Origin of the sequence: Oceanicoccus sp. (genome assembly GCF_029238675.1) — a bacterium.
Classification (GTDB): Bacteria; Pseudomonadota; Gammaproteobacteria; order Pseudomonadales; family Dasaniaceae; genus Oceanicoccus.
On the sequence record NZ_JAQWFR010000006.1, the window covers coordinates 22295 to 46049 of the forward strand.

At 48.2% G+C, this 23755-nt stretch carries 24 protein-coding genes and 1 tRNA gene; 14 read left to right on the forward strand and 11 right to left on the reverse strand.

What is annotated here, in order from left to right; translation table 11 throughout:
• Window positions 1-43 precede the first annotated feature (43 nt).
• From hflK to P8H32_RS02520, 5 genes are read left to right on the forward strand one after another with little or no spacing between them, the layout of a single operon-like run.
• Complete coding sequence (gene hflK / locus P8H32_RS02500; protein WP_297290818.1) at window positions 44-1213, forward strand: FtsH protease activity modulator HflK; 1170 nt, start codon at window positions 44-46, stop codon at window positions 1211-1213.
• Window positions 1213-2085, forward strand: a complete 873-nt coding sequence (gene hflC, locus P8H32_RS02505) for a protease modulator HflC (RefSeq protein WP_297290819.1) — start codon at window positions 1213-1215, stop codon at window positions 2083-2085. The genes hflK and hflC overlap by 1 nt, the downstream gene beginning before the upstream one ends.
• A 44-nt stretch (window positions 2086-2129) precedes the next feature.
• Window positions 2130-2342, forward strand: a complete 213-nt coding sequence (locus P8H32_RS02510) for a hypothetical protein (protein WP_301088388.1) — start codon at window positions 2130-2132, stop codon at window positions 2340-2342.
• Window positions 2329-3525 carry an ATP phosphoribosyltransferase regulatory subunit gene (locus P8H32_RS02515; protein WP_301088389.1) on the forward strand — a complete coding sequence of 399 codons (1197 nt, stop codon included), beginning with the start codon at window positions 2329-2331 and terminating at the stop codon, window positions 3523-3525. The genes P8H32_RS02510 and P8H32_RS02515 overlap by 14 nt, the downstream gene beginning before the upstream one ends.
• Window positions 3526-3578: 53 nt before the next feature.
• Window positions 3579-4871 (forward strand): adenylosuccinate synthase, encoded by a 1293-nt coding sequence (locus P8H32_RS02520; RefSeq protein ID WP_297290822.1) that lies wholly within the window; start codon window positions 3579-3581, stop codon window positions 4869-4871.
• 141 nt (window positions 4872-5012) lie between these two features.
• Here the strand turns inward: P8H32_RS02520 and P8H32_RS02525 are convergent, their stop codons facing one another.
• Both P8H32_RS02525 and hexR read right to left on the reverse strand, forming a co-directional pair.
• On the reverse strand, window positions 5013-6026 hold the full coding sequence (locus P8H32_RS02525) for a GGDEF domain-containing protein (protein ID WP_301088390.1): 1014 nt from the start codon (window positions 6024-6026) through the stop codon (window positions 5013-5015).
• Between the two features lie 113 nt (window positions 6027-6139).
• Complete coding sequence (gene hexR / locus P8H32_RS02530; protein WP_297290824.1) at window positions 6140-6982, reverse strand: transcriptional regulator HexR; 843 nt, start codon at window positions 6980-6982, stop codon at window positions 6140-6142.
• Between the two features lie 257 nt (window positions 6983-7239).
• Between hexR and P8H32_RS02535 the strand changes: the two genes are divergently transcribed.
• Entirely contained in the window at window positions 7240-7749 is a 510-nt protein-coding gene (locus P8H32_RS02535; RefSeq protein ID WP_297290825.1) for a DUF4124 domain-containing protein, read from the forward strand.
• Here the strand turns inward: P8H32_RS02535 and P8H32_RS02540 are convergent.
• From P8H32_RS02540 to P8H32_RS02550, 3 genes are read right to left on the reverse strand one after another with little or no spacing between them, the layout of a single operon-like run.
• Complete coding sequence (locus P8H32_RS02540; RefSeq protein WP_301088391.1) at window positions 7738-8715, reverse strand: NADPH:quinone oxidoreductase family protein; 978 nt, start codon at window positions 8713-8715, stop codon at window positions 7738-7740. The two genes, P8H32_RS02535 and P8H32_RS02540, sit on opposite strands and share 12 nt — an antisense overlap.
• A gap of 14 nt (window positions 8716-8729) precedes the next feature.
• Window positions 8730-9752: a phosphotransferase gene (locus P8H32_RS02545; RefSeq protein WP_301088392.1), complete on the reverse strand. Its 1023-nt coding sequence runs from the start codon at window positions 9750-9752 to the stop codon at window positions 8730-8732.
• An 18-nt stretch (window positions 9753-9770) separates the two neighbouring features.
• Window positions 9771-10442 carry a histidine phosphatase family protein gene (locus P8H32_RS02550; protein WP_297290828.1) on the reverse strand — a complete coding sequence of 224 codons (672 nt, stop codon included), beginning with the start codon at window positions 10440-10442 and terminating at the stop codon, window positions 9771-9773.
• Between the two features lie 239 nt (window positions 10443-10681).
• Here P8H32_RS02550 and P8H32_RS02555 point away from each other — a divergent pair, with 239 nt between their 5' ends.
• Window positions 10682-10852 carry a hypothetical protein gene (locus P8H32_RS02555; protein ID WP_301088393.1) on the forward strand — a complete coding sequence of 57 codons (171 nt, stop codon included), beginning with the start codon at window positions 10682-10684 and terminating at the stop codon, window positions 10850-10852.
• Window positions 10853-11414: 562 nt separating this feature from the next.
• On the opposite strand, the gene P8H32_RS02560 is transcribed toward P8H32_RS02555, so the two are convergent.
• Window positions 11415-11501: transfer RNA gene (locus tag P8H32_RS02560), tRNA-Leu, on the reverse strand.
• A gap of 289 nt (window positions 11502-11790) precedes the next feature.
• On the opposite strand from P8H32_RS02560, the gene rnr reads away from it, so the two are divergent.
• The 7 genes from rnr (at window position 11791) to dnaB (ending at window position 18990) form a co-directional block, all read left to right on the forward strand.
• Entirely contained in the window at window positions 11791-14172 is a 2382-nt protein-coding gene (gene rnr, locus P8H32_RS02565; protein WP_301088394.1) for a ribonuclease R, read from the forward strand.
• Between the two features lie 18 nt (window positions 14173-14190).
• Window positions 14191-14928, forward strand: a complete 738-nt coding sequence (gene rlmB / locus P8H32_RS02570; RefSeq protein WP_301088395.1) for a 23S rRNA (guanosine(2251)-2'-O)-methyltransferase RlmB — start codon at window positions 14191-14193, stop codon at window positions 14926-14928.
• A gap of 302 nt (window positions 14929-15230) precedes the next feature.
• Complete coding sequence (gene rpsF / locus P8H32_RS02575; RefSeq protein ID WP_297292134.1) at window positions 15231-15665, forward strand: 30S ribosomal protein S6; 435 nt, start codon at window positions 15231-15233, stop codon at window positions 15663-15665.
• Window positions 15666-15694: 29 nt separating this feature from the next.
• A complete protein-coding gene (gene rpsR, locus P8H32_RS02580) occupies window positions 15695-15922 on the forward strand; it encodes a 30S ribosomal protein S18 (protein ID WP_297292133.1) in 228 nt (75 codons plus the stop codon).
• Window positions 15923-15963: 41 nt separating this feature from the next.
• The gene (locus P8H32_RS02585; protein ID WP_297292132.1) at window positions 15964-16827 is read left to right on the forward strand and encodes a hypothetical protein; all 864 of its coding nucleotides are present in this window, start codon (window positions 15964-15966) and stop codon (window positions 16825-16827) included.
• A 55-nt stretch (window positions 16828-16882) separates the two neighbouring features.
• Complete coding sequence (gene rplI / locus P8H32_RS02590; protein WP_297292131.1) at window positions 16883-17332, forward strand: 50S ribosomal protein L9; 450 nt, start codon at window positions 16883-16885, stop codon at window positions 17330-17332.
• 308 nt (window positions 17333-17640) lie between these two features.
• Window positions 17641-18990 (forward strand): replicative DNA helicase, encoded by a 1350-nt coding sequence (gene dnaB, locus P8H32_RS02595; protein ID WP_301088408.1) that lies wholly within the window; start codon window positions 17641-17643, stop codon window positions 18988-18990.
• A gap of 13 nt (window positions 18991-19003) precedes the next feature.
• Here dnaB and P8H32_RS02600 read toward each other — a convergent pair whose 3' ends face one another.
• The 5 genes from P8H32_RS02600 to argS form a co-directional block, all read right to left on the reverse strand.
• On the reverse strand, window positions 19004-19396 hold the full coding sequence (locus P8H32_RS02600) for a DUF971 domain-containing protein (protein WP_297292130.1): 393 nt from the start codon (window positions 19394-19396) through the stop codon (window positions 19004-19006).
• A gap of 17 nt (window positions 19397-19413) precedes the next feature.
• Window positions 19414-20730: an ATP-dependent protease ATPase subunit HslU gene (hslU, locus tag P8H32_RS02605; protein WP_301088396.1), complete on the reverse strand. Its 1317-nt coding sequence runs from the start codon at window positions 20728-20730 to the stop codon at window positions 19414-19416.
• Between the two features lie 125 nt (window positions 20731-20855).
• Complete coding sequence (gene hslV, locus P8H32_RS02610) at window positions 20856-21398, reverse strand: ATP-dependent protease subunit HslV (RefSeq protein WP_297292128.1); 543 nt, start codon at window positions 21396-21398, stop codon at window positions 20856-20858.
• 85 nt (window positions 21399-21483) lie between these two features.
• Window positions 21484-22035, reverse strand: a complete 552-nt coding sequence (locus tag P8H32_RS02615) for an SPOR domain-containing protein (protein ID WP_297292127.1) — start codon at window positions 22033-22035, stop codon at window positions 21484-21486.
• Between the two features lie 24 nt (window positions 22036-22059).
• Window positions 22060-23754: an arginine--tRNA ligase gene (gene argS / locus P8H32_RS02620; protein ID WP_301088397.1), complete on the reverse strand. Its 1695-nt coding sequence runs from the start codon at window positions 23752-23754 to the stop codon at window positions 22060-22062.
• Window position 23755 lies beyond the last annotated feature (1 nt).

The following is a 23755-nucleotide window of genomic DNA, read 5'->3' on the forward strand; positions in this document are numbered from 1 at the left end:
AATAACGATTTATAAACTTTTACCTTAGTAATGGGAGAGTACAATGGCCTGGAATGAACCGGGTGGGGGCGATAATAAAGACCCCTGGAATAGCAACAACAATAACAATGGCGGCAACCGCAACGATGGCCCGCCAGACTTGGACGAAGCGTTCAAGAAGCTACAGGACAAGCTTAACGGCATGTTTGGTGGCGGCGGCTCCGGCAGCGGTGGCGGTTCAGGTAGCGCTGATATCAGCGGCAGCTTTATCGTGCTGGTGCTCGGTATTATCGCGATTATCTGGGGTGCCATGGGTATCTACCAGGTCGATGAAAAAGACCGTGCCGTAGTCCTGCGCTTTGGTAAATATATGGATACCCTGGGCCCAGGCCTGCACTGGAATCCACCCTTGGTCGATAATAAGTTTATCGTCAATATCACAGAGGAACGTCAATATCCTTCCCGTGGCTTGATGCTGACCAAAGATGAAAATATTGTTGAGTTGCCTTTGACGGTGCAATACAACATTGCCGATCCCAAAGCCTTTGTACTGAATGTTAAAAATCCTGAGCTGAGTTTACAGCAGGCCAGTGACAGTGCCCTGCGCCATGTAGTGGGCAGCAGTCGATTGGATGATGTTGTTTCCGTGGGTCGTGAGCAAATTGGTGTTGATGTACAAGTTCGCTTGCAGGAATATCTCGATAGCTATGGCACCGGTATTCAAGTGGTTAAGATCAATATCCAGGAAGCCAAGCCACCGACGGAAGTGAAAGAAGCTTACGATGATGTTATCAAAGCCCGGGAAGACCAGGAGCGTTTGATTAACGAAGCCCAGGCTTATTCCAACGGTATTATTCCGGAGTCTCGCGGTAAAGCTCAGCGTATTATCGAAGAGGCCAGTGGTTATAAAGCTAAGGTCATCGTTGAAGCCAAGGGTGAAGCCACCCGTTTTGAAAACCTGTTGACCGAATATAAAAAAGCCCCGGAAGTTACCCGCGAGCGTTTATACCTCGATGCGGTTCAGGACGTGATGAGCAAAAGCTCAAAAGTGCTGGTCGATATCGAGGGCGGCAATAATATGATGTATCTACCACTGGATAAACTGGTTCAGCAGCGCAACGAGTCAGATGTTGCACCGACTGTGTCTGGTATGAATATCAGTGATATCGCCGATGAAGTGATTAAAAAGCTGCGCCGTGATCAATCGGCCAACCGCAGCAGGGGGACACGTTAATGAATCGATTAATTCCTGTATTTATATTAGTGTTTTTGGCAGTCATTATTGCTGACAGCAGTCTCTATGTGGTTAAAGAAACCGAACGTGCGGTTAAATTACGTTTTGGTCGTTTGATTGATACTGATATTAAGCCAGGCCTGCATATCAAAATGCCTTTGGCGGATGATATTCGCAAGTTTGATGCCCGGGTGATGACTCTGGATGCCCAGCCAGAAAGCTTCCTGACGGTACAGAAAAAACGTCTCATCGTTGATTCTTTTGCCAAATGGCGTATCGCCGATGTAGATACCTACTATAAGGCCACTGGTGGTAACGAAGCTCAGGCCATGAACCGTTTAGCCAAGCGTGTTAACGATGGCCTGCGGAATGAGTTTGGTACCCGTACCCTGAATGAGGTGGTGTCTGGTGAACGTGACATTCTGATGAAGGATATCAAAGACGGCCTGAACGAGCGTGTTAAGGAGTCGTTAGGTGTTGAAGTGGTTGATGTCCGGGTTAAGCGTATTGATCTACCCCCTGAGGTTAGCGATGCGGTATTCCGCCGGATGCAGGCTGAACGGGAAAAAGAAGCCCGCGAACTGCGTTCCGAGGGTCTTGAGGAAGCTGAAAAGATCCGTTCATCAGCTGAACGTGAAAAGACCATCATTGAAGCTACTGCCTATAGTGAAGCCGAGTTACTCCGAGGTGAGGGCGATGCCCAGGCCGCAGCGACCTACGCCGCAGCCTACAGCAAAGACCCTGAGTTCTATGCCTTTGTGCGTAGCTTGAATGCCTATCGCTCATCCTTTAAGGATAAGGGCGATATTATGCTGGTTGATCCCCAGAGTGACTTCTTTAAGTACCTGAACGATAGTAAAGCTGGCCGCTAAGCCTCCCACTTTGTCGTCCCCGCGGAGGCGGGGACCCAGCCTGCATGCTGCTATTTCCGCTAAAGCGGAACACTACAGCACTGGATTCCCGCCTGCGCGGGAATGACGTGGGTAGAGTAGCCAAAACTTACGAAAAATGTGTTAGAATCCCGCAAACCGAGCAGCGTCATGAGTTACAAGCCAAAATCATGATATTGCGCGGTTTTTTTGTGCTTGATGATCTTTCACTTTCCTGGATTGAATATGACCATTGCTGATCGTTGGTTGTTACCCGATGGCGTTGAAGAACTGCTGCCTGAACAGGCTGCGCAGGTAGAAGCCCTGCGCCGCAAGTTACTCGACCTCTATGATAGCTGGGGCTATGAGTTGGTAATCCCCCCGCTGATTGAATTTACCGAGTCCCTGTTGGTGGGCCTTGAGCATGATATCGATATCCAGACCTTTAAAGTGGTAGACCAGCTCAGTGGTCGTACTATGGGTATTCGCGCCGATATCACCCCGCAGACAGCCCGTATTGATGCCCATAGCCTGAACCGTGAAGGTCCGGTGCGTCTTTGTTATGCCGGCAGCGTACTGCACACCAAACCCAAATCCCTGATGGCTTCCCGTTCCCCCATACAACTGGGCGCAGAACTCTATGGCGATGCCACCATTGGTGCTGATATTGAAGTTATCAGCCTGATGCTGGAAACCTTGCGGGCCGCCAGTGTCGAGCAGATTACCCTGGACCTTGGCCATGTCAGTATTTACCGCGCTCTGGTAGCACAGGCGGAATTAGATGATGATACCGAGCAGCAGTTATCCGATGCCCTGCAGCGCAAATCCAGCGTTGATATTGAAGCGGCGATTGCCAATGGCATTAACGATCCTGCGCTGGCCGATATGATGCGCGCACTTAGCCAGTTAAATGGTGATCGCTCAGTACTTGATCGGGCCAAAACCGAATTAGCTAACGCGCCAGTAGAAGTCGCCCAAGCGATTGATGATCTGGCCAATGTGGCAGACCAGATTGCCGCCAGAATGCCCGGCGTTAATCTCTATTTTGATTTAAGCGAATTACGCGGTTATCACTACCACACCGGTTTAGTGTTTGCTGCCTTAGCTCCCGGGCATGGCCAGGCTGTTGCCAATGGTGGTCGCTATGATGATATCGGCGAAGTGTTTGGTCGTGCCAGGCCAGCTACCGGTTTTAATACCGACTTAAAAGCACTGCTAAGTTATTTATCCGCTGATGATAGCGTGCAAGTAGTTGAGAGTATTTTTGCTCCCGACAGCAGCACACTATCCGCAGCAGACAGTTTGTCATTATGGCAAACGGTACAAACATTAAGAGCCGAAGGCGAGCGGGTGGTTTGCGCTTTGTCCGGGCAAACCTCAGCCCCTGATTGTAATCGCTATCTGCAATTACAAAATGGCCAGTGGCTGACTGTTAATTATTAGTTTTGGAAACATGTAATCCAGAACAACCTTAAATTAAAGTAATGAGTGAAGTAATGAGTAAAAATGTAGTCATATTAGGCACCCAGTGGGGCGATGAAGGTAAAGGTAAGATCGTTGACCTGTTGACGGATCAAGCCGATTTAGTAGCCCGTTTTCAAGGCGGCCATAACGCCGGGCACACCTTGGTTATCAACGGTGAAAAAACGGTTTTACACCTTATTCCTTCAGGTGTTTTGCGCGATGAAGTGCAATGTCTAATTGGTAATGGTGTGGTGCTATGCCCTGAAGCTTTGCTAAAAGAAATTGGTGAGCTGGAAGAAAAGGGTGTTCCTGTTCGAGAGCGTTTACGTTTAAGTCCCGCCTGCCCATTAATTCTTGATTACCATATTGCTCTGGACCAGGCTCGTGAATTAGCCCGTGGTGAAGCAAAAATTGGTACCACTGGTCGCGGTATTGGTCCAGCCTATGAAGATAAAGTAGCCCGTCGTGGTGTGCGTTTGGGTGACTTGTTACACCCAGAGCGTTTTGCCAGCAAACTAAAAGAAGTGATGGAGTTACATAACTTCCAGCTGACAGAATATTACAAAACTGATGCGGTGGATTATCAAAAAGTTTATGACGAAGCAATGGAAATGGCTAAGCAATTAAAGCCAATGATTGCCGATGTAACTGGTATCTTGCACGATTCCCGCGAAGACGGAAAAAATATTTTATTTGAAGGTGCCCAGGGTTCTTTGCTGGATATTGATCACGGTACTTACCCTTTTGTAACTTCTTCTAATACCACCGCTGGTGGTACTGCTACTGGTAGTGGCTTCGGTCCATTGTATTTGGATTATGTTCTGGGTATCACCAAGGCTTACACCACGCGTGTAGGTTCTGGCCCTTTCCCCACAGAATTATTTGATGATGTAGGTGCGCACCTGGCAGAAAAAGGCCACGAGTTTGGCGCGACTACAGGTCGCCCCCGTCGCTGTGGCTGGTTTGATGCGGTGGCGTTACGCCAAGCGGTTCGTATTAATAGTATTTCCGGTATTTGTTTGACCAAGCTGGATGTTCTTGACGGTTTGGAGACCATTAAAGTGTGTACGTCTTACCAGGATGCTAATGGCAACGCGGCACCCATGCCGGTTGACGCAGATGACTACGAGGATTTAGTGCCAGTCTATGAAGAGTTACCGGGTTGGAGTGAATCAACCTTAGGCGCTAAAACCCTGGAAGAAATTCCTGAAGCGGCTCGCGCTTATATTAAGCGCCTGGAAGAGTTGGTGGGAGCGCCAATTGATATTATCTCTACCGGACCTGACCGCGTAGAAACTATCGTATTACGCCATACCTTTGATTAAATAAACCCCCGTCGTTCCCGCGAATGCGGGAACCCAGTGCTGTAGATTTCCGCTAAAGCGGAAATAACAGCATAATCATGCAGTCTGGATCCCCGCCTGCGCGGGGATGACATCTTGTTAGGTCGGCTCACCTATCACCTATCACCTATCACCTATCACCTGATCTTTACCCTGTTGCTTGGCTGTGTACATCAACTTATCAACCCGGTCAAAAAAGTCATCAAGATCTTCTCCATGACGGAAGCAAGATACACCAAAGGATGCTGTGATGCGTCCAATCACTTTGCCGTTGGACCCTGTCGTTAATTGCCTGGCCACTACAGCTTTACGTAAGTTTTCTGCGACACGCATAGCGCCTTCAAAATTGGTGTCGGGAAGAATAATCGCAAACTCTTCGCCGCCGTAACGGGCGAGGATATCATTGCCTCTAACGTTTTTTCCTAATGTTGAAGCAATAAATTTTAAAATCTTATCGCCAATCTGGTGGCCAAAGGTATCATTGATGCGTTTGAAATCATCAATATCCAAAACCACCAGCGCACAACTACTGCCTTCTTCGGTCGCTTTTTCTGTGGCATTTTTTAGTGCTACGTCATAGCCGCGGCGATTAATAATTTGGGTTAACGAATCAGTCAGCGCATCATTGCCCAAACGATTAACATCTTGGCGCAGTGTTGAAATTTCATCGGACAAATTATGTAAGGTTGTTTGAATATTGGAATTTACATTGTGCGCTTGCCTGGCTTGATCTGTCACTGTAGTGACAATTTCTTTTACTTCTCCAATAGAGGGATTGTTATCCAGCTTTCTAATACATTCGTTGAGCTTGTCACTAAATTGATTGGATGAGGAGTCCCACTCTTTTAGATGACCAACCATAACATTGAGCATGTCACCAATAGCAATACGGGTGTCGTCAATATCTCGTTGGTCGTGGCTGGCAATATGCTGAATAAATAATTTTTGACAGACAGCCTCATTGATCGCCTTTTGTTGGATGATCATAGTGTCAATATCGTTATTAAGCTGATCAATAGAGCCGGCGGCATATTCAAACCACAGCCGATAATTGTCAGGTACAGGACTGAGTTTATAATTGTCCAGATTCTCAAGCGTGGAATTCAGCAAGAGTTTAGCTTGAAGCTTGTTGTGCATTAAATGATTATTCCCTGTGTGCGCTATTGCTTAGGCTTATCCAATCCTGATCTATCCTGCATGGTCGATTGTAGGGCATTTTGCTGGCAACGTTAAGTCAACGGTGCGCAGAATTAGCTAATCTTGGTATCTTCCAGACTGTGCTTGATGGTCTTTAATTGCTGGTCAACCGCGGGTCCCTTTTGCAGCGCTAACCCGGTGGCCAAAATATCAATAATAGTCAGGATAATAATGCGGGTTGTCATAGGTACATAAATCGTGGTGTCTTCCAGTTCGTTGCCCGATGTTATGGTGATATCCGCCAGCTCCCCCAGTGGGGATTGGGGGTGGGTAATCGCAATGACTTTCGCTTTGCTCTGCCGGGCAATCCTGGCCACCTCTATCATCGACTCGGTGCGACCGGTAAATGAAAATAGCAAAATGGCTGTTTCTTCATTGGCCGCGGCAGCAGCCATCCGCTGCATCAGGTGATCTTCATAGGCGATAGTGGGGGTGCCTAAGCGAAACAGCTTATGCTGGGCATCCTTGGCAATTGCAGCTGCGCCACCCATACCAAAAATTTCAATCCGCTTGGCCTGGCCCAGGGCTGCAACGGCTTGCTCAATAGCTTCGGTTGGTAAATTTCCCCGAAGATATTCCAGGGCAGCCTGATTGGCGTTAATACGTTTTTCTATATAACTGGCTGCACTATCCCCTGTTGATACAGCCTCACTGATAAATGAGCTATTGCTGACTAAGCTCCTGGCCAGTTGCACTTTAAACTCAGGAAAACTGGTACAACCCAATGTTTTGCAAAACCGTGAGATCATTGGGTCACTGACCTGTGCCAATCGCGCCAGATCCGCCGTGGTGCTATTCACCGCTGCCTCCGGGTCTGCCAAAATCGCTTCGCCAATACGTGACTCAGCCTTACTGAGGGAGGGCAGGGATTGCTTAAGGTGTGTCAGTATCGTCATAAGTCATGGGTCATTGATCATAGGTCATGGATCGCATGTAGTTAAATTACATAAGATGCTGGTTGTTAATCGTTTTTTGAGTATAACTGTTAATCCAGTTAAATTAACAGTGGCGGAGAAGATGATGGCAAAATTAAAAACTCAGACAACGTTGATCTGCGCAATTACGATTAATCTGGTGTCATAATAGGTGGCGATAATCAGTTAGGGCACTATCTCTCACTGTTTTTATCAGAGAAGCGTTAAAGGAGTAGTTGATGAAGCGATTACATTCATTGAGCAAAGGGTTTTTCTGTTGGCTGCTTATTTTTTTACTACCGGCAAGTCCGGTCTTTGCTGAAATTTATAAGTGGGTAGATGAAGACGGCAAGGTGCACTTTGGTGACAAGCCAAAAGATGATGAAACAAGCCAGGCCAGTGAAAAGGTGGAATTACAACAAAACTATGTGCCCGGGGAGGGAATACCTGAAGAACAAATACAGGCCCAGAGAGACTTCCTGAGAAAAAAGGATGAGCAGCGAAAACAACAAAAGCAGAACCGGGAGGCCGCTGCTTTAAAGCGTAAAGAACTACAAGCTGACTGCGACAGGATGCGCAATCAGTTGAAGGGTTATACCACCGCGAAAGTGGTGAGTGGACGAGTTCAGCGAAAGGAATACTTTACCGAAAACGGTGAACCGGTTACATCCAGGCGACAGGATGAAATAGTTGCAGAGTTGGAGAAGTCCATTAATAAAAAGTGCGGTACCACACCATTAAGGAATTAATACCAGCTTACCTTTAACATCGCGGTTCATAACTTTGGCCAGTGCGGCGCTGGTTTCGGATAGTGGAAACTCACGATCGGTGACCAGCCTGACTTTATCTTCAGAGTACCACCGCATCAGCTCTTTCATATTTTCAGCAAATACGGCGGGCTCATGCTGGGTAAAGCTACCCCAGTAAACGCCAACCACACTGTACTCTTTGACCAAAGTCAGGTTGATTGGGAGTTTGGGAATAGTGCCGCTGGCAAAACCAATCACCAGCAGACGTCCGTTTCGGGCCATGGAGCGAGAGCAGGAATCAAAGGCCTCGCCACCGACAGGGTCGTAAACGACATCAACCCCTTTACCCCCCGTCAGTTCTTTTACCGTGCTTTTCAGATCCTGGTCGCTGTAATTAATTAACTCGTCAGCACCATTCTCTTTCGCAATGGCGAGTTTTTCGGCACTGGAACAGGCGGCAATAACGTTGGCCCCCATGGCCTTACCAATTTGTACCGCGGCAATACCGGTGCCACCGGCGGCACCTAATACCAGTAGTGTTTCACCGGCTTTTAGCTGACCGCGCTGCTTCAATGCGTGATGGGCAGTGCCGTGGGCGCAGAGCAAATTAGCGGCATCGGTGTGAGACATGGTGTCGGGTATCGGTACCAGTGTTTTGGGATTGCAGGCAATCTTCTCTGCAAAAGCTCCGGTACCCGTGGAGAGCCCCAGCACCCGGGTGCCGGTAGCAAGAACCTTCGCATCAGCTCCCTGTTCTGCCACAACACCGGAAAATTCCATGCCGGGAATAAAAGGTAAGGGCGGCTTTACCTGATAGAGGCCCTGAACCAAAAGACCGTCCGGGAAGTTAACGCCGGCGGCCTTAATATCAACCACCACTTCATTCTCTTGCGGTGTCGGCTCCGGTACATCGGTGTATTTGAGTTGATCCAGGGGTGCAAATTCTTCACAGACAATCGCTTTCAAAATTATTGTTCCTTTTAGTCAATCAGTTGTACGGCGAAACCAGAAAGTGCCTCGGCAAGTTTGCCGGTTTCCAGGGCTTGTTCGTTGGAGGCGTTGCCGTCCAATGCCCGCTTATAGACACCCTGGCAAATAGACGCCAGACGGAAAAAGCTGAACGCCAGATAGAAATTCCAGTGTTCTATAGCGTCGATGTTCCGTAGCTGGCAATAGTAGTCGATAACAGTTTGTTCATCCGGCAGACCTTCCTGTTCCAAATCCAGCCCCAGCAATCCTTTCACCTGACCAATTCTGGGTAGTCGCAAGCACATACAGAAATAGGCGAGATCTGCCATCGGGTGACCTAAAGTGGAAAGCTCCCAATCGAGCACGGCAATGGCGCGGGGTTCGTCAGCTTGGAACATGATATTGTCCAGTCGGTAGTCGCCGTGGATCAGGCTGACTTGGCCATCGTCCTCGGGGATATGTGCCGCCAGCCAATCCATTAATCGCTCCATGGTTTCAACGGTGTGGGTTTCTGCTGCGCGGTATTGTTTGGTCCAGCGGCTGTACTGGCGTTCAAAGTAGTTGCCGGGTTTACCGTAATCGCCCAGCCCCACTTTATTCACATCAACGTCGTGCATGGCCGCCAATACGCGGATCAGCTCCATATACATGGGTTTGCGATCTTCCTTGGTCAGCTCTGGCAGAGCGGGGTCCCAAAGGATGCGTCCCTTTTCAAAACTCATGATGTAGAACATGCTGCCAATCACATCGTCGTCTTCGCACAGGCAGTAGGGATGGGCTACAGGTACATCGGTATCTTTCAGTGCCTGAAGCACAGCGTATTCACGATCCACAGCGTGTGCCGACTTTAACAGCTTACCCGGTGGCTTGCGACGCAGTACGTATTGTTTGCCTGGGGTCGTCAACAGGAACGTAGGGTTGGATTGGCCACCGGCAAATTTTTCAGCGGTCAATGGGCCAGAGAAATCCTCGATCTGTGTTTCCAGATATTGACAAAGGCGATCGGTATCGAAGTCGTGAACGGATTGGCTCATAATTTTTCTCGAAGTGGGTTAGGCGTAGGTGATCATATGTTGATGATCGGGGTGTTCCAGGTGGGCCAGATTGTTAAAGCTGGCGAGTCTGGTATTTTCAGAGTTAAAGAAAAACTGGCTGAAACTGGTGTTTCTTATTTGCAGGTTAAGCTCAATAGCCATATTGGCTGGTGCCTGCAGAACCTGATGGGTAATGGCGCTGATCGGGCCGCCAGAGCTTACCACCAGAATGCGACGTGAACTGGATTGTTGAATGGTGCCAAGGGCGTTGTTGACCCGGGCGATAAAATTATCCCAGTTTTCTTCCAGTTCACCCTGTAATTGATTCTGGCACCAGGCGAGCAGGGCTGGTTTTAATAGCTGGTAGGCGGCTTTCTTATCGATCTCGCCTTTCCCCTTGAGAGCTGCGCTCTGTTCAATATATGCCGCAGTCAACGATTCAAAATCATATTCATTCAAACCGTCCACCCGGGTGGTCGGCAGATCCAGGTCAATTCCCTTGAGAATGCCATCGGCTGTTTGCTGGTGGCGTAATTGCGTGCCGGTAAACAGCTCATCAAAAGTGATGCCGCGCTGCGCAAAATGTCGCCCCAGAATTTCTGCTTGTTCTACACCCATAGGGGAAAGCTGATCATAATTGTTTGACCCGAGAGAGGCTTGTCCGTGTCTGACCAGATAAAATTCAGCCATTGATGGGTTCCAGTTTAGTCTTTTGACCCTCGAGGAGTAAGCGCTATCGACAAAGGGTATTGATTGTTATGTATTGGCATTGATTATGTCAATATTAGCTGGTTAGAGCAAGTCGTTGAGTGAGAGCGAACCTTGGGAGCTAGCCAGATTTTTCTCATTTGCTATTGTGTTCTTTTGCGCAGGTCATTATCTTTGCACCATCATTTAAAACGGAATTTTAATTGAGCTTGTAAGAGCGAATGTTAAAAGAGGATAAGGAAATCATCATGATCACATCAATCAATAACCTCCGCAATAAAACAAAAATCATGTTAGCCGCCCAAAAGGCGCTGATTGCTGCGGATGCTAATTATCACGCTTGGGTCAGTGAATTGAAGCCGGAGGGCAGGAAGCACAGCTGGATGAATTAAAAATTCGCTGGCGGCACTTTTTATCTGACTGCGAACAGCTTAAGCAGGATTTCTCTGTTGTTGAAAACCGGTTGTCTGAAGAGGTTAATTTAGCGAAGACATGGTTAACCGAAAATTATCAGGATGTTAGGGATAATTTTGACCCGACGGTTGTTAAGTTTCGGAAGAAGTACAAAATTATTATATCGGCTGATGTTTTGGATGATTTAAGCGAAATGGAAGTTGATGATGAGTCGTCATAATACTGTGATCCTTAGGGCTTCAGGTTCCGATTGTAATCTTTTTCAATTTCTGTCCCTAAGTTAGTTAGTCTTGTTTCTCCTTCTTTAAGAACAGAGCGTTCGCAAAAATACCAGGTATCAGTCAATCCACCCTGAATAAGATAGAAAACAACACCGGTAATGTGACACTCAATAAAATAGAGAACAACAATGGCAACGTGAAGCTCGATACATTGAATACGATCTGCAAGTAATTAAAATGTGAGATGGGTGATCTGTTTATTTAAATCGCAAGAGATTCACATGTTTGATAAATAGAACTGAGGATAACAAAGGAATAATGGTGCCCAGGAGAGGACTTGAACCTCCACGGGGTTGCCCCCACTAGCACCTGAAGCTAGCGTGTCTACCAATTTCACCACCTGGGCTTTAAACAAGCATTGTGCCTGATTTAAAGAGCATGCCTTTTTTATACCGCGTTACGACATGCTACGCGGGGTCGCTACCGGCTCCTGCCTCTCGCGACACTAGTGCATCCTGCACGTCGTCTACCAATTTCACCACCTGGGCAGTGCGTTGGGGGCTGGGATGCCCCTGTAGCTGAGGCGCGCAATTTACTCCCGAGCCCTCCTTTTGTCAATAAAAGACCCGTTAATTAGATAGTTGCGTATAATAGACGTAACAAATACCCAATAATCAACGGATTTACCCCTTCCCATGGCAAAACGCCTAACCGATAAAGACCCTCATGCTGATCGTGAAGCGCAGAAATACGAGCAGCCCATACCCAGTCGTGAATTTATTATGGAATTTCTTGAGCAGGCCGAAGGGCCGCTTAACCGTAATCAGCTCACCAAAGCGCTGGAGCTTAAAGACTACCAGGATGTTGAGGCGCTCCGCCGTCGCCTAAAGGCGATGGAGCGTGATGGCCAGCTGATGCGTAACCGCAAAGGGGCTTATGGCCTGGTTGATAAAATGGACCTGGTACGGGGCAGGGTATCGGCACATCGGGATGGTTATGGTTTTTTGATACCTCAAGAGGGCGGTGATGATTTATACCTGAATAGCCGCCAGATGAACACCGTATTTGATGGCGATGAGGTTATCTGTCGCAGTGCAGGCTACGATCACCGCGGTAAGCTTGAAGGGGTGATTGTTGAGGTGATTCACCGCAACACCCAGCAGTTGGTAGGTCGTCTATTTGATGAAAACGGTGTGGTGTTTGTCGCGCCGGATAATGCCAAGATTAATCATGACATTATTATTCCCCGTGAAGCGGTCGGTGATGCTGAAGTTGAGCAATATGTGATGGTAGAAATCACCAGTCAGCCGGGTTGGCGTAAGCCGCCTACGGGGCGGGTGCTTGAAGTGCTTGGTGAGCATATGGCGCCGGGGATGGAAATTGATGTGGCCATTCGCACACATAATATTCCTTATGTTTGGCCGGAAGAAGCAGAGCGCGAAGCGTTAGCTTTATCGGCGGAGCCTTTGGAAGAAGACAAACTGAATCGGGTCGATTTACGTAAGTTGCCTTTTGTCACTATTGATGGCGAAGATGCTCGCGATTTCGATGATGCAGTGTACTGTGAGTCGAAGCTGTTAGGTGGTTGGCGTTTATGGGTGGCGATTGCTGATGTCTCTCATTATGTTCAGGTAGGTAGTGCTCTTGATCAAGAGGCAACATTGCGAGGCAATTCTGTATATTTTCCTGAGCAGGTTGTACCGATGTTACCCGAGGCTTTGTCTAACGGTTTATGTTCGTTAAAGCCCAAGGTGGACCGCTTATGCATGGTCTGCGAAATGACCATTAGCAAGGCGGGAAAAATCAGCGGTTATAAGTTTTACGAAGGGGTGATGCACTCCCATGCGCGACTTACCTATAACAAAGTAGGTGCGATTCTTGATAATAAAAACCCGGATAGCAAACCGCTGCGCATTGAATATAAAAAAGTTGTGCCGCATCTCGAAAACCTTCACAACCTGTATAAAACATTACGGATAGCTCGCAGCAAGCGTGGCGCTATTGATTTTGAAACCACGGAAACCCGTATGGTTTTCGGTAAGGACCGAAAAATTTCCGAAATTATTCCGGTGGTGCGTAATGATGCCCATAAATTAATTGAGGAATGTATGTTGGCGGCGAATGTTGCCGCGGCCAAGTTTTTGGAAAAACACAATGTACCGGCTTTGTTCCGGGTACACGAAGGCCCAACGGAAGAAAAGCTGGAAGCCTTAAGAAAATTTTTGGGTGAATTGGCGATGGATTTACCCGGTGGCAATAAGCCGGGGCCAGATGATTATCAGGTGCTGTTATCGCAGTTAGGTGATCGCCCCGATGCGCATATTATACAAACGATGATGTTGCGTTCTTTGCGCCAGGCGGTTTATCAACCAGAAAATCTTGGGCACTTCGGTTTGAACTACGATGCCTATGGCCATTTTACTTCACCGATTCGTCGTTACCCTGATTTGTTAGTGCATCGTGCTATTCGTCATATTGTACGCAGCAATATGGAAAGCAAGAAGGTTAAACGTGTTGATGGTGCAACTGTCTTGCCTAAGAAAGCTATTTACCCCTATGAAATGCCTGACTTATTGGTATTGGGTGAGCAGTGCTCAATGACTGAGCGCCGAGCCGATGATGCTACTCGTGAAGTTGTGGCTTGGTTAAAGTGCGAATATTTACAAGACCGCGTTGGTGATACCTTTGATGGGGTTATTTCGGCAGTCACCGGGTTTGGTTTGTTTGTGGATTTGGTGGATGTCTATGTTGAAGGTTTGGTGCATGTTAGTGCGCTGGCCAGTGACTATTATCATTTTGATCCTGTTAAGCAGCGCTTAATTGGTGAGCGTACCGGCACCAGTTTCCAGCTGGGTGATTCTGTTAAGGTACAGGTTGCTCGCGTCAGTTTAGATGATAAGAAAATTGATCTTGAGTTGGTGGAAGGTTCCAGTCGCGCCAAGCGTCGTGCAGAGAAGTCGGGTAAGCCGCTTAAAAAGGGGGATAAGCGCCCGGTGGTCAAAAAGAAAAAAGATGAGAAAAAACCAGCCAAAAAATCGAGCGCCAGTAAAGGCGTTAGAAAAAGAAAACGTAAATAGTCGTGAGTTAAAAATATTGTGAGTGAAACACATTGGGTTTTTGGTATTCATGCCGTTGAGGCATTATTACAGCGCCAGCCAAATCGTATTGAAGAGTTGTGGTTGCAAAAAGGACGTAGCGATCAGCGTATGCAAGATATTCAACAGCATGCAAAAGCGTTGGGTGTTAAATGTAAAGCTGTAAGTCGTGATGAGTTGGATGAGCAGGCCGAAGGTAATCACCAGGGGGTGATGGCAAAAACAAAACCAGCACAAACCTTGCGTGATCGCGATTTAAAAGAGTTGTTAGATGCCGCTGAGCATCAGCCATTGTTGCTGATTCTTGACGGCGTGACCGACCCGCATAATTTGGGTGCTTGTTTGCGCACCGCCGATGCCGCTGGCGTTGATGCAGTGATTGCCCCCAAAGATAATTCTGCGCCTCTTAATGGCACCGTTAGAAAGGTTGCCTGTGGTGCTGCTGAGGTTATTCCTTATATTCAGGTAACCAACCTGGCCAGAACGATGAAGGATATTCAAGAGCGTGGTATCTGGATTACCGGTACTGCCGGTGAAGCTGAGCAGAGTGTTTATGATGCTGATTTTAGTGGTGCTGTGGCATTGGTGATGGGCGCAGAAGGTAAGGGTATGCGCCGCTTAACCCGTGAGAATTGTGATTTTTTGGTGAAACTGCCTATGGCAGGCTCGGTAAGCAGCTTGAACGTATCAGTGGCTACCGGTGTCTGCTTATTTGAGATTGTCCGTCAGCGCGGCTAGTCGTCATTCCCGCGAAGGCGGGAATCCAGTGCTGTAGATTTGCGCTTTAGCGGAAATAACAGCATTGGCATGCAGGCTGGATTCCCGCCTTCGCGGGAATGACGTTCTAATGGCGTTGTTTGATGGTCTTTAGGCGATTATTTGCCCACTTTATACCCCATTCCCTTGCTATCCCCCCTCATATCCCCTAAAATCCGCGCCTCTTAAATCCCAGTAGTCCGCTTTGCGAGACCGCTGGGGCTCCTTGTCACACTGGGGTTCCTCAATGAATCAGCAGGTGACTTAACCCGTAAGGAGATGCTATGCGTCATTACGAAATTATATTTTTGGTCCACCCGGACCAGTCAGAGCAAGTGCCCGGCATGGTCGAGCGCTATACCCAGGCCATCGAGAAAGACGGCGGTAAAATCCACCGTTTGGAAGACTGGGGTCGTCGCCACCTGGCTTACCCTATCAACAAGATCCACAAGGCTCACTACACGCTGATGAATGTAGAAGCCAATCAAGAAGCGATCGATGAGTTAACCACCAACTTCCGTTATAACGATGCCGTTATTCGTAACTTGGTATTGGTTATGGATGATGCGGTTACTGCCGAATCACCCATCATGAAAGCCGAGAAAGAGAGCCGTGAGCGTCGCGCTGCACGTCCTGAGCGCCGTGAAGAATCAGCACCTGCTGCTGAAACTGCACCGGCAGAAGAAGCCCCAGCTGCTGATGAAGCTGCTGGCGAATAACCCTCGGACTAATAGATAGGAGATATCCCATGGCACGTTTTTTCCGCCGTCGTAAGTTCTGCCGTTTTACTGCAGAAGGTGTTGACCAGATTGACTATAAAGATCTGGACACGTTGAAAGCCTATGTTTCTGAAACTGGCAAAATTGTACCTAGCCGTATTACAGGTACCAAAGCCAAGTATCAGCGTCAGTTGTCTACCTGCATTAAGCGGGCACGTTTCTTGGCTTTATTGCCATACACTGACGCGCATAAGTAATTAGTTTTAAGTTGATTGTTTAGGTTTCGGAACCGTCATTTATGAGAGCTTTGGCTGAATATGTGATGAAAGGGCGCTCGCAGGCTGTGATAGCTGCCGCACTCGCCACCGGAACGGTTTTATTTGCCTGGGTCGGCGCCGCAGTGATTGCTTTAGTCACATTGCGAAAAGGATCCAACCAGGGTGGCCAGGTGCTACTTTGGGCGATGTTACCCGCTGTTGTTATGGCAGCCATGGGTGACACCGGGCCAGTCACTACCCTGTTGGGAGTGATGTTGGCAGCGATAGTGTTGAGGTCTACCGCCTCCTGGTCATGGGCATTAGTTGCCGCAGTGGTCTCGGGGATAGTAACCGCCTTAGTATTGATGACATTTGGACGTGGCTATCTCGAAGAGATTCTGCGTTTATTGGGCGATGCGCTTGCGCAGTTGGCCAGTCAGAATACTGAATCAGCAACATCACAGGTAGCGCAGCCTACCGTTACCCAGGTAGCGGGCTTACTAGGTTTGAGCAATGCCTTCATGGTTGTGATGTGTTTGATACTGGCGCGGTGGTGGCAATCATTATTGTATAACCCGGGTGGTTTCAGGACTGAGTTTCACGCTCTGAGATTACCGCCACAGCTATGCGTTGCGCTGCTGCTGGTTGGGTTGCTGCTATCAACACTGGGCTCGGATTATCGGCTATTAGCCGTCATATTCGCCCTGCCATTTATGTTTGCTGGTTTAGCGCTGGTGCATGGCCTGGCAGCAAAGCGGCAGATAAACAGCAATATCCTGATAATGTTTTACATTGCCTGGCTATTGTTTGACCCGGTTAAGGCATTATTAATAATCGCGGCAATCGTCGATAGTTGGATCAATTTTCGCGGGCGTGTGGCAGATAAAGGCCCAGGCTCGGAATAAATACGAAACAGTTGTAAGCCAATGGCAACAACTGGATATATAGAGGGTAAGAACAATGCAAGTTATTCTACTGGAAAGAGTTGGTAAGCTTGGTGATCTTGGCGATACAGTGAATGTTAAAGCCGGTTTCGGTCGCAACTACCTGATCCCATACGGTAAAGCTGTACCAGCTACTGCAACGAATGTTGCTGATTTTGAATCACGTCGTGCTGACCTGGAAGCGGCTGCCGCTGATAAGAAAGGTGTTGCTGAAGGTCGCGGAACACAGCTGGCTGAGGTGTCTATCACTATCGAAGCCAATGCTGGCGACGAAGGTAAGCTGTTTGGTTCAATCGGTACTCGTGATTTGGCTGATGCCATCACTAAAGCCGGTGTTGAAGTGAGCAAATCTGAAGTACGTCTGCCTACGGGTGTTATTCGCGAAATCGGCGAATACGAGATTGATATTCAGTTGCACTCAGAAGTGACGCAGACGGTTAACGTTTCAGTTATTGCCGAAGCTTAATAGCCACTGTCATCCCCGCGAAGGCGGGGATCCAGTGCTGTAGATTTCCGCTATAGCGGAAATAACAGCTTACGCATGCAGTCTGGATTCCCGCCTTCGCGGGAATGACGTAGTTTGTTAGAAAAGCACCCCGGTCTTATTGATTGGTGTGCTTTTTTTTTACCGGTGACGCAGGACTCTAGACCCATCTCCTGTTAGCATATGTTCCCTCGCGACCAATAACATAAAGAACGGCTGTGGATACTGAAAACGACCCACCTACAAATCTGGATAATGTCTTCGACTTTGGCTTTGCCAATGACGGGGAGATGCTGGATGTAAAAGTGCCTCCGCACTCGGTAGAAGCGGAGCAGTCAGTGCTGGGTGGCCTAATGATCGCCAACAGTGCCTGGGATGATGTGGCCGACCAGGTCGCAGCGACTGATTTCTACCGCGGTAGCCATCGCGAGATCTTCCTGCAAATGGGCAAGTTGGTGGAGGCTGGTGAGCCGGTGGATGTGATCACCTTGTCTGAAGCCCTGAATAATAATGATTTGCTGGAGCAGGTAGGTGGCGTCGCCTACCTTGCCGGGTTGGCCAATAATACGCCCAGTGCCGCCAATATCAGCGCCTATGCCAAGGTAGTACAGGAGCGTTCAAGCCTGCGCGCTATGATTAATACCGCCAATGATATTGTTGAGAGCGGTTTTAACCCCGAGGGCCGTGACAGTGGTGATCTGCTGGATGAGGCCGAGCGCAGGATTATGCAAATTTCCGAGGAGCGCCCGAAAATCGGCGGTCCCCAGGCGGTTAACCCTCTACTTAAAGGGGCTGTTGACCGCATTGATGAGTTATTTAACTCCGATAGCGCCATCACAGGTGTCACTACGGGTTTTAAAGAGCTGGATGAAGCCACTGCTGGTCTGCAAAAATCTGATCTTATTATTGTGGCGGCAAGGCCCTCCATGGGTAAAACCGCTTTTGCGGTTAACTTGGTGGAAAATGCCATCATGGCGCAGGAAAAGCCAGTAATGGTGTTCAGTATGGAGATGCCCGCCAGCGCGATTATTATGCGAATGATCTCGGCGATTGGTCGCATCCATTTGGGCAAGGTGCTGACCGGTAAGCTGGACGAAGAGGATTGGCCCAAGCTAACCACCGCGGTCAGCAAACTGAAAGATAAGCCGCTATTTATTGACGATACGCCAGCATTAACCCCCACCGAAATTCGCTCCCGTACTCGACGTATTGTTCGTGAGCATGGCGATTTAGCCATGATCATGGTGGATTACTTACAGTTGATGCAGGTGGCAGGTTCTTCAGAGGGTCGTACCGCAGAAATCTCAGAGATTTCCAGATCACTAAAAGCCATTGCCAAAGAATTTAACTGCCCGGTGGTCGCACTATCGCAGCTTAACCGTTCTTTGGAGCAGCGACCTAACAAGCGCCCAATTAACTCTGACCTTCGTGAATCCGGCGCCATTGAGCAGGATGCGGATGTGATTATGTTTATCTACCGCGATGAGTATTACAACGAGGATAGTGCTGATAAGGGGATTGCCGAGATTATTATCGGTAAGCACCGCAACGGCCCTACCGGTAATTATAAGCTCTCTTTTGTGGGTCACTTCACCCGCTTTGATAATCTCGCCTTTGGCTACGAAGGCGACCAGCACTAGCGTTTTTTGACCCTTAATTACCAATCCTTACCACTTGAATATCGGGGTCACGGCTGGCGCCGGCTTTATTTAAACGCTCCAAATAATCCTGCCACCAAGCTTCTTTGTTTGTTCCCAGCTGATAAAGATAATCCCAGGAATAAATCCCCGAGTCATGATCATCACTAAAAAATAATTGCAGCGCGTAATTACCAACAGGTTCAATCGCATTAATCGTGACGTTGGTTTTTCCTGTTTGTAAAACTTCCTGCCCCGGACCGTGGCCTCTAACTTCTGCCGAAGGCGAATAGACCCGCAGATATTCACAGCTCAATTCATAGCATTCATCGTTGCTATAAACGAGCTCCAGTATTTTGGACTGGGTATGCAGTTTTATATCAGCGGGTATCGGGCTGGTAGTATTCATTAGGGTTCCAGTGTGGCTTATAAAATAAAGCGGCTTAGGTCTTCATCTTTAACCAGTTCGCCTAATTTTTCATTAACGTAATTAGCATCAACCGTTAGTGTGCAGTCACTGTTGTCTGTTGCATCAAACGAGGCATCGTCTAATAAGCGTTCCATAACAGTGTGTAAACGACGTGCGCCAATATTTTCTGTACGCTCATTCACTTCCCATGCGGTTTCAGCGATGCGGCTGATACCGTCATCACTAAATTCAAGTGATAGCCCTTCAGTATTTAAAAGCGCCTGATACTGTTCGGTTAATGATGCATTGGGCTCCGTTAAAATACGCTCAAAATCACTGGGAGAAAGTGCTTCTAATTCAACTCGAATAGGTAAGCGGCCCTGAAGTTCAGGAATTAAATCGGAGGGTTTGGCTAAATGAAAAGCACCGGAAGAAATAAATAAAATATGATCGGTTTTTAACATGCCGTGTTTGGTACTAACCGTACAGCCTTCTATTAAAGGCAATAAGTCGCGTTGTACGCCCTCGCGAGATACATCGGCGCCGGCGCCTTCTGAGCGTTTAGCAACTTTATCCAGTTCATCTAAAAACACAATACCATTTTGCTCAGCAGCTTCTACGGCACGGGATTTAAGTTCTTCTTCGTTGACCAGTTTGCTTGCTTCTTCTTCCTGGATTTTTTTCATGGCGGCGCTAACCGTCATTTTGTTGGTTTTTTTCTTGTCGCTCCCCATATTGGAAAACATGCTTTGCAGTTGATTGGTCATATCCTCCATGCCGGGAGGCGCCATAATTTCAACCCCGATGGGCGTAGCGCTAATTTCAATTTCGATTTCTTTATCGTCGAGATCGCCTTCCCGTAATTTTTTGCGGAACATTTGGCGAGTAGAGGTTTCCTTCTCCTCTTCATCACCGCGGGCGGGTGGGATCAGTACATCGAGGATACGCTCTTCGGCGGCATCAGCGGCGCGGTGTTGCACTTTTTCCATTTCCTGTTCGCGAAGCATTTTGATAGAGACATCAACCAGGTCTCGGACAATGGATTCAACGTCGCGGCCAACATAACCTACTTCAGTAAATTTCGTAGCTTCAACTTTGATAAAAGGCGCATTGGCTAACTTGGCAAGACGGCGAGCAATTTCGGTTTTACCCACGCCGGTAGGGCCAATCATTAAAATATTTTTGGGGGTGATTTCAGCGCGCAGCTCTTCGTCGAGTTGCATTCTACGCCAGCGGTTACGCAGGGCATTGGCTACGGCGCGTTTGGCTTTATCCTGACCAATAATATGCTGGTCTAATTCGTGGACAATTTCTCTTGGTGTCATTTGTGACATGTTTGTTTTCCCGTCTTTTCCGTTTCCCGTCGTTCCCGCGTAGGCGGGAACCCAGACTGCATGCTGCTATTTCCGCCAGGGCGTAAATCTACAGCACTGGATTCCCGCCTGCGCGGGAATGACGATTATTCGTAGTTTAATTCTTCGATGGTGCGGTTGTGGTTGGTGTACACACAAATATCACCGGCGATAGCCAGGCCCTTTTCGACAATATCCCGGGCGCCGAGTTCGGTGTTTTCCAGTAAGGCTTTGGCCGCAGATTGAGCAAAAGGGCCGCCAGAGCCGATGGCAATTAAATTATCTTCGGGCTCGATAACGTCACCATTACCGGTAATGACCAGTGAAGTGGTTTTATCCGCTACAGCCAATAGAGCTTCCAGTTGTCGTAGTGAACGTTCAGTACGCCACATTTTGGCCAGCTCTACCGCTGCCCGTGTCAGATGCCCCTGATATTTCTCCAGTTGCGCTTCAAATAACTCAAACAGGGTAAAGGCATCGGCAGTACCGCCAGCAAAACCGGCAATCACTTGCTCGTTATACAGACGGCGCACTTTACGTGCGTTGCCCTTCATTACGGTATTACCCATAGAAACCTGCCCGTCACCGCCAATAACAACTTGGCCGTTGCGACGAACAGAAAGAATAGTGGTGCCTCGATATTGATCCAAGATGGCGTCCTCTTTGGGGATGCAAAATAATTGAGTAGGATATGGGGGTGGCGGGGCTAAATTTCAAGCCCACAGGGCAAGGGTTTTAACCCTCAGCTTTGCGCTTTAGCAGTAGAGTATCAATACCCTTATCGATCAGGGTGCCGCGGGCTTTAGCCAGCTGTGAACGGTCCTCAAAGGGGCCAACCTGAACTCGATGCCAGACATCGCCATTGGCGGAAGTTATAGCCTCTACGCGGGCATCCAGTCCCATAAGAATCAGCTGTGCTCGAAGACGGTCGCCATCCTCAGCATTTTTAAAGGAGCCAGCCTGCAGAATGTAGACCGTTGCCGCAGCGGGTTCACCACTACTGTCTTCCCGCTCAACCTCAACAATCACTTCCCGCTCCGGTAGCAGGGTATAAAAATCAAACTGAGTGGCGATAGTTTTTACATCATCGGCAGCTTTTTCAACAGTATTGCTGATTTCTTCAGGGGCGTCTTCAGGAGTGATATCCGCCAGATAAGCCAGAAAGCTAATAAACAGGCCGGTCACAATACCGGTAAATAACCACACCCAGCCGGGCACCTGACTCTTGGTCTTGCGCGATTTTTTCTTTTTGGTCGCCTTGGGCTTTTTGGCGAAATCGTGGGTCATAATAATTACTGCGTACTGTCCAGGTTACATTTCTGTTGGCGCCGAAACGCCCAATAAGCTTAGACCATTTTCAATAACCTGCCTGACTGCCTCGCTTAAGCTGAGCCGCGCATTACGCAGCTCGCTATTGTCGATCAGCATTTTGTGGGAGTTATAATAGCTGTGAAAATCACCGGCTAATTCCCGTAGGTAGTTGGCTACAATATGGGGCTCGCAATGATTGGCAGCATTGCTAATCAGTTCGGGGTAGGCGGCCAATTTATTGAGCAGGACTTTTTCTGCATCTTCAGTGAGTAATTCCAGCGAATTAATTTCGCCAGATGACCAGCTCCAGCCATTATCCGCCAGCTTGCGATGCATGCTGCAAACACGGGCATGTGCGTATTGAATATAATAAACCGGATTGTCGTTGCTTTGTGAAACGGCTAAATCAATATCAAAAGTTAGCTGCGAAGTTGTTGCTCTGGCGGCCAGGAAATAACGGGTGGCATCTTTACCCACTTCATCAATTAAGTCGCGAATAGTGACATAGCTACCGGCACGTTTAGAAATTTTAACTTCTTCACCGCCGCGCATCACCATCACCATTTGGTGTAGTACATATTCCGGCCAATCTTTAGGAATATCTTGCCCCTGATGCTGGCTAACCGCTTGTATACCAGCACGAACGCGAGTAATGGTGCTGTGGTGGTCGGCACCTTGTTCGTTAACAACGCGCTCAAAACCGCGATTCCACTTATTAAGGTGGTAGGCAACATCTGGCACAAAATAGGTATAGCCGCCCTCTGATTTACGCATTACGCGATCTTTATCATCGCCAAAGTCGGTGGTCTTTAACCAGAGTGCGCCCTCTTTTTCATAAGTGTGGCCACTATCGATTAATCGTTGGACTGTTTTTTCTACATCACCATCGGCATAAAGGGCTGACTCTAAATAATACACATCAAAGTCGACACCAAAGGCTTTTAAATCCAGATCCTGTTCACGGCGTAAATAGGCAACGGCAAAATCACGGATAGCATCTTTATCATCCACATCACCTTTACCCACAACATGTTTGTCTTCGGCGTCGATGGTTTCTTTGGCCATATAGGATTTGGCCACATCAATAATATAGTCACCGCGGTAGCCATCTTCTGGCCAGCTGTCATCGTCTGGGCCTAAACCTTTGCAGCGCGCTTGAACGGAACCCGCCAGATTATTAATCTGCTGACCGGCATCGTTATAATAAAATTCTGCCGTAACATTCCAGCCATCCGCTTCCAGTAAACGACAAATACTATCGCCAACGGCAGCGCCGCGACCGTGGCCTACATGTAATGGGCCGGTTGGATTGGCGGAAACAAATTCCACCTGAACTTTTTTGCCAGCGCCTTTATTGGAGCGACCAAAGTTTTTGCCCTGGCTAAGAATTTCTTTAACCACAGCCGTAGCTGCCGCTTCATTTAAAAAGAAATTAATAAAACCGGGACCAGCGATTTCTGCCTTGGTTAGTTTTTCTGAAGCGGGTAGGGCATTGATAATCAGCTGCGCAATATCACGGGGTGGTTTTTTCGCCGCTTTGGCTAATGTCATCGCAATATTACTGGCGAGATCACCGTGGGCTTTATCCCTGGTGCGGTCGATATTAACGCGTGGCTCGACATCGGCGGGTAAATCGCCATTGTCAATCATAGTGTTAAGGGCGGCGTTAATCAGTGCGGCTATATGGTCTTTCATT

Bases quoted from the DNA above. Each gene is read 5' to 3' on its own strand.
- rpsR (WP_297292133.1), top strand. From the start codon at position 15,695: ATGGCACGTTTTTTCCGCCGTCGTAAGTTCTGCCGTTTTACTGCAGAA.
- dnaB (WP_301088408.1), top strand. From the start codon at position 17,641: ATGCTGGATGTAAAAGTGCCTCCGCACTCGGTAGAAGCGGAGCAGTCA.
- hslU (WP_301088396.1), bottom strand. From the start codon at position 20,730: ATGTCACAAATGACACCAAGAGAAATTGTCCACGAATTAGACCAGCAT.
- hflK (WP_297290818.1), top strand. From the start codon at position 44: ATGGCCTGGAATGAACCGGGTGGGGGCGATAATAAAGACCCCTGGAAT.
- P8H32_RS02515 (WP_301088389.1), top strand. From the start codon at position 2,329: ATGACCATTGCTGATCGTTGGTTGTTACCCGATGGCGTTGAAGAACTG.
- P8H32_RS02550 (WP_297290828.1), bottom strand. From the start codon at position 10,442: ATGGCTGAATTTTATCTGGTCAGACACGGACAAGCCTCTCTCGGGTCA.
- hflC (WP_297290819.1), top strand. From the start codon at position 1,213: ATGAATCGATTAATTCCTGTATTTATATTAGTGTTTTTGGCAGTCATT.
- P8H32_RS02535 (WP_297290825.1), top strand. From the start codon at position 7,240: ATGAAGCGATTACATTCATTGAGCAAAGGGTTTTTCTGTTGGCTGCTT.
- rplI (WP_297292131.1), top strand. From the start codon at position 16,883: ATGCAAGTTATTCTACTGGAAAGAGTTGGTAAGCTTGGTGATCTTGGC.
- P8H32_RS02520 (WP_297290822.1), top strand. From the start codon at position 3,579: ATGAGTAAAAATGTAGTCATATTAGGCACCCAGTGGGGCGATGAAGGT.
- P8H32_RS02525 (WP_301088390.1), bottom strand. From the start codon at position 6,026: ATGCACAACAAGCTTCAAGCTAAACTCTTGCTGAATTCCACGCTTGAG.
- rpsF (WP_297292134.1), top strand. From the start codon at position 15,231: ATGCGTCATTACGAAATTATATTTTTGGTCCACCCGGACCAGTCAGAG.
- hexR (WP_297290824.1), bottom strand. From the start codon at position 6,982: ATGACGATACTGACACACCTTAAGCAATCCCTGCCCTCCCTCAGTAAG.
- P8H32_RS02585 (WP_297292132.1), top strand. From the start codon at position 15,964: ATGAGAGCTTTGGCTGAATATGTGATGAAAGGGCGCTCGCAGGCTGTG.
- P8H32_RS02555 (WP_301088393.1), top strand. From the start codon at position 10,682: ATGTTAAAAGAGGATAAGGAAATCATCATGATCACATCAATCAATAAC.
- P8H32_RS02615 (WP_297292127.1), bottom strand. From the start codon at position 22,035: ATGACCCACGATTTCGCCAAAAAGCCCAAGGCGACCAAAAAGAAAAAA.
- argS (WP_301088397.1), bottom strand. From the start codon at position 23,754: ATGAAAGACCATATAGCCGCACTGATTAACGCCGCCCTTAACACTATG.
- P8H32_RS02545 (WP_301088392.1), bottom strand. From the start codon at position 9,752: ATGAGCCAATCCGTTCACGACTTCGATACCGATCGCCTTTGTCAATAT.
- rnr (WP_301088394.1), top strand. From the start codon at position 11,791: ATGGCAAAACGCCTAACCGATAAAGACCCTCATGCTGATCGTGAAGCG.
- P8H32_RS02600 (WP_297292130.1), bottom strand. From the start codon at position 19,396: ATGAATACTACCAGCCCGATACCCGCTGATATAAAACTGCATACCCAG.
- P8H32_RS02510 (WP_301088388.1), top strand. From the start codon at position 2,130: ATGCTGCTATTTCCGCTAAAGCGGAACACTACAGCACTGGATTCCCGC.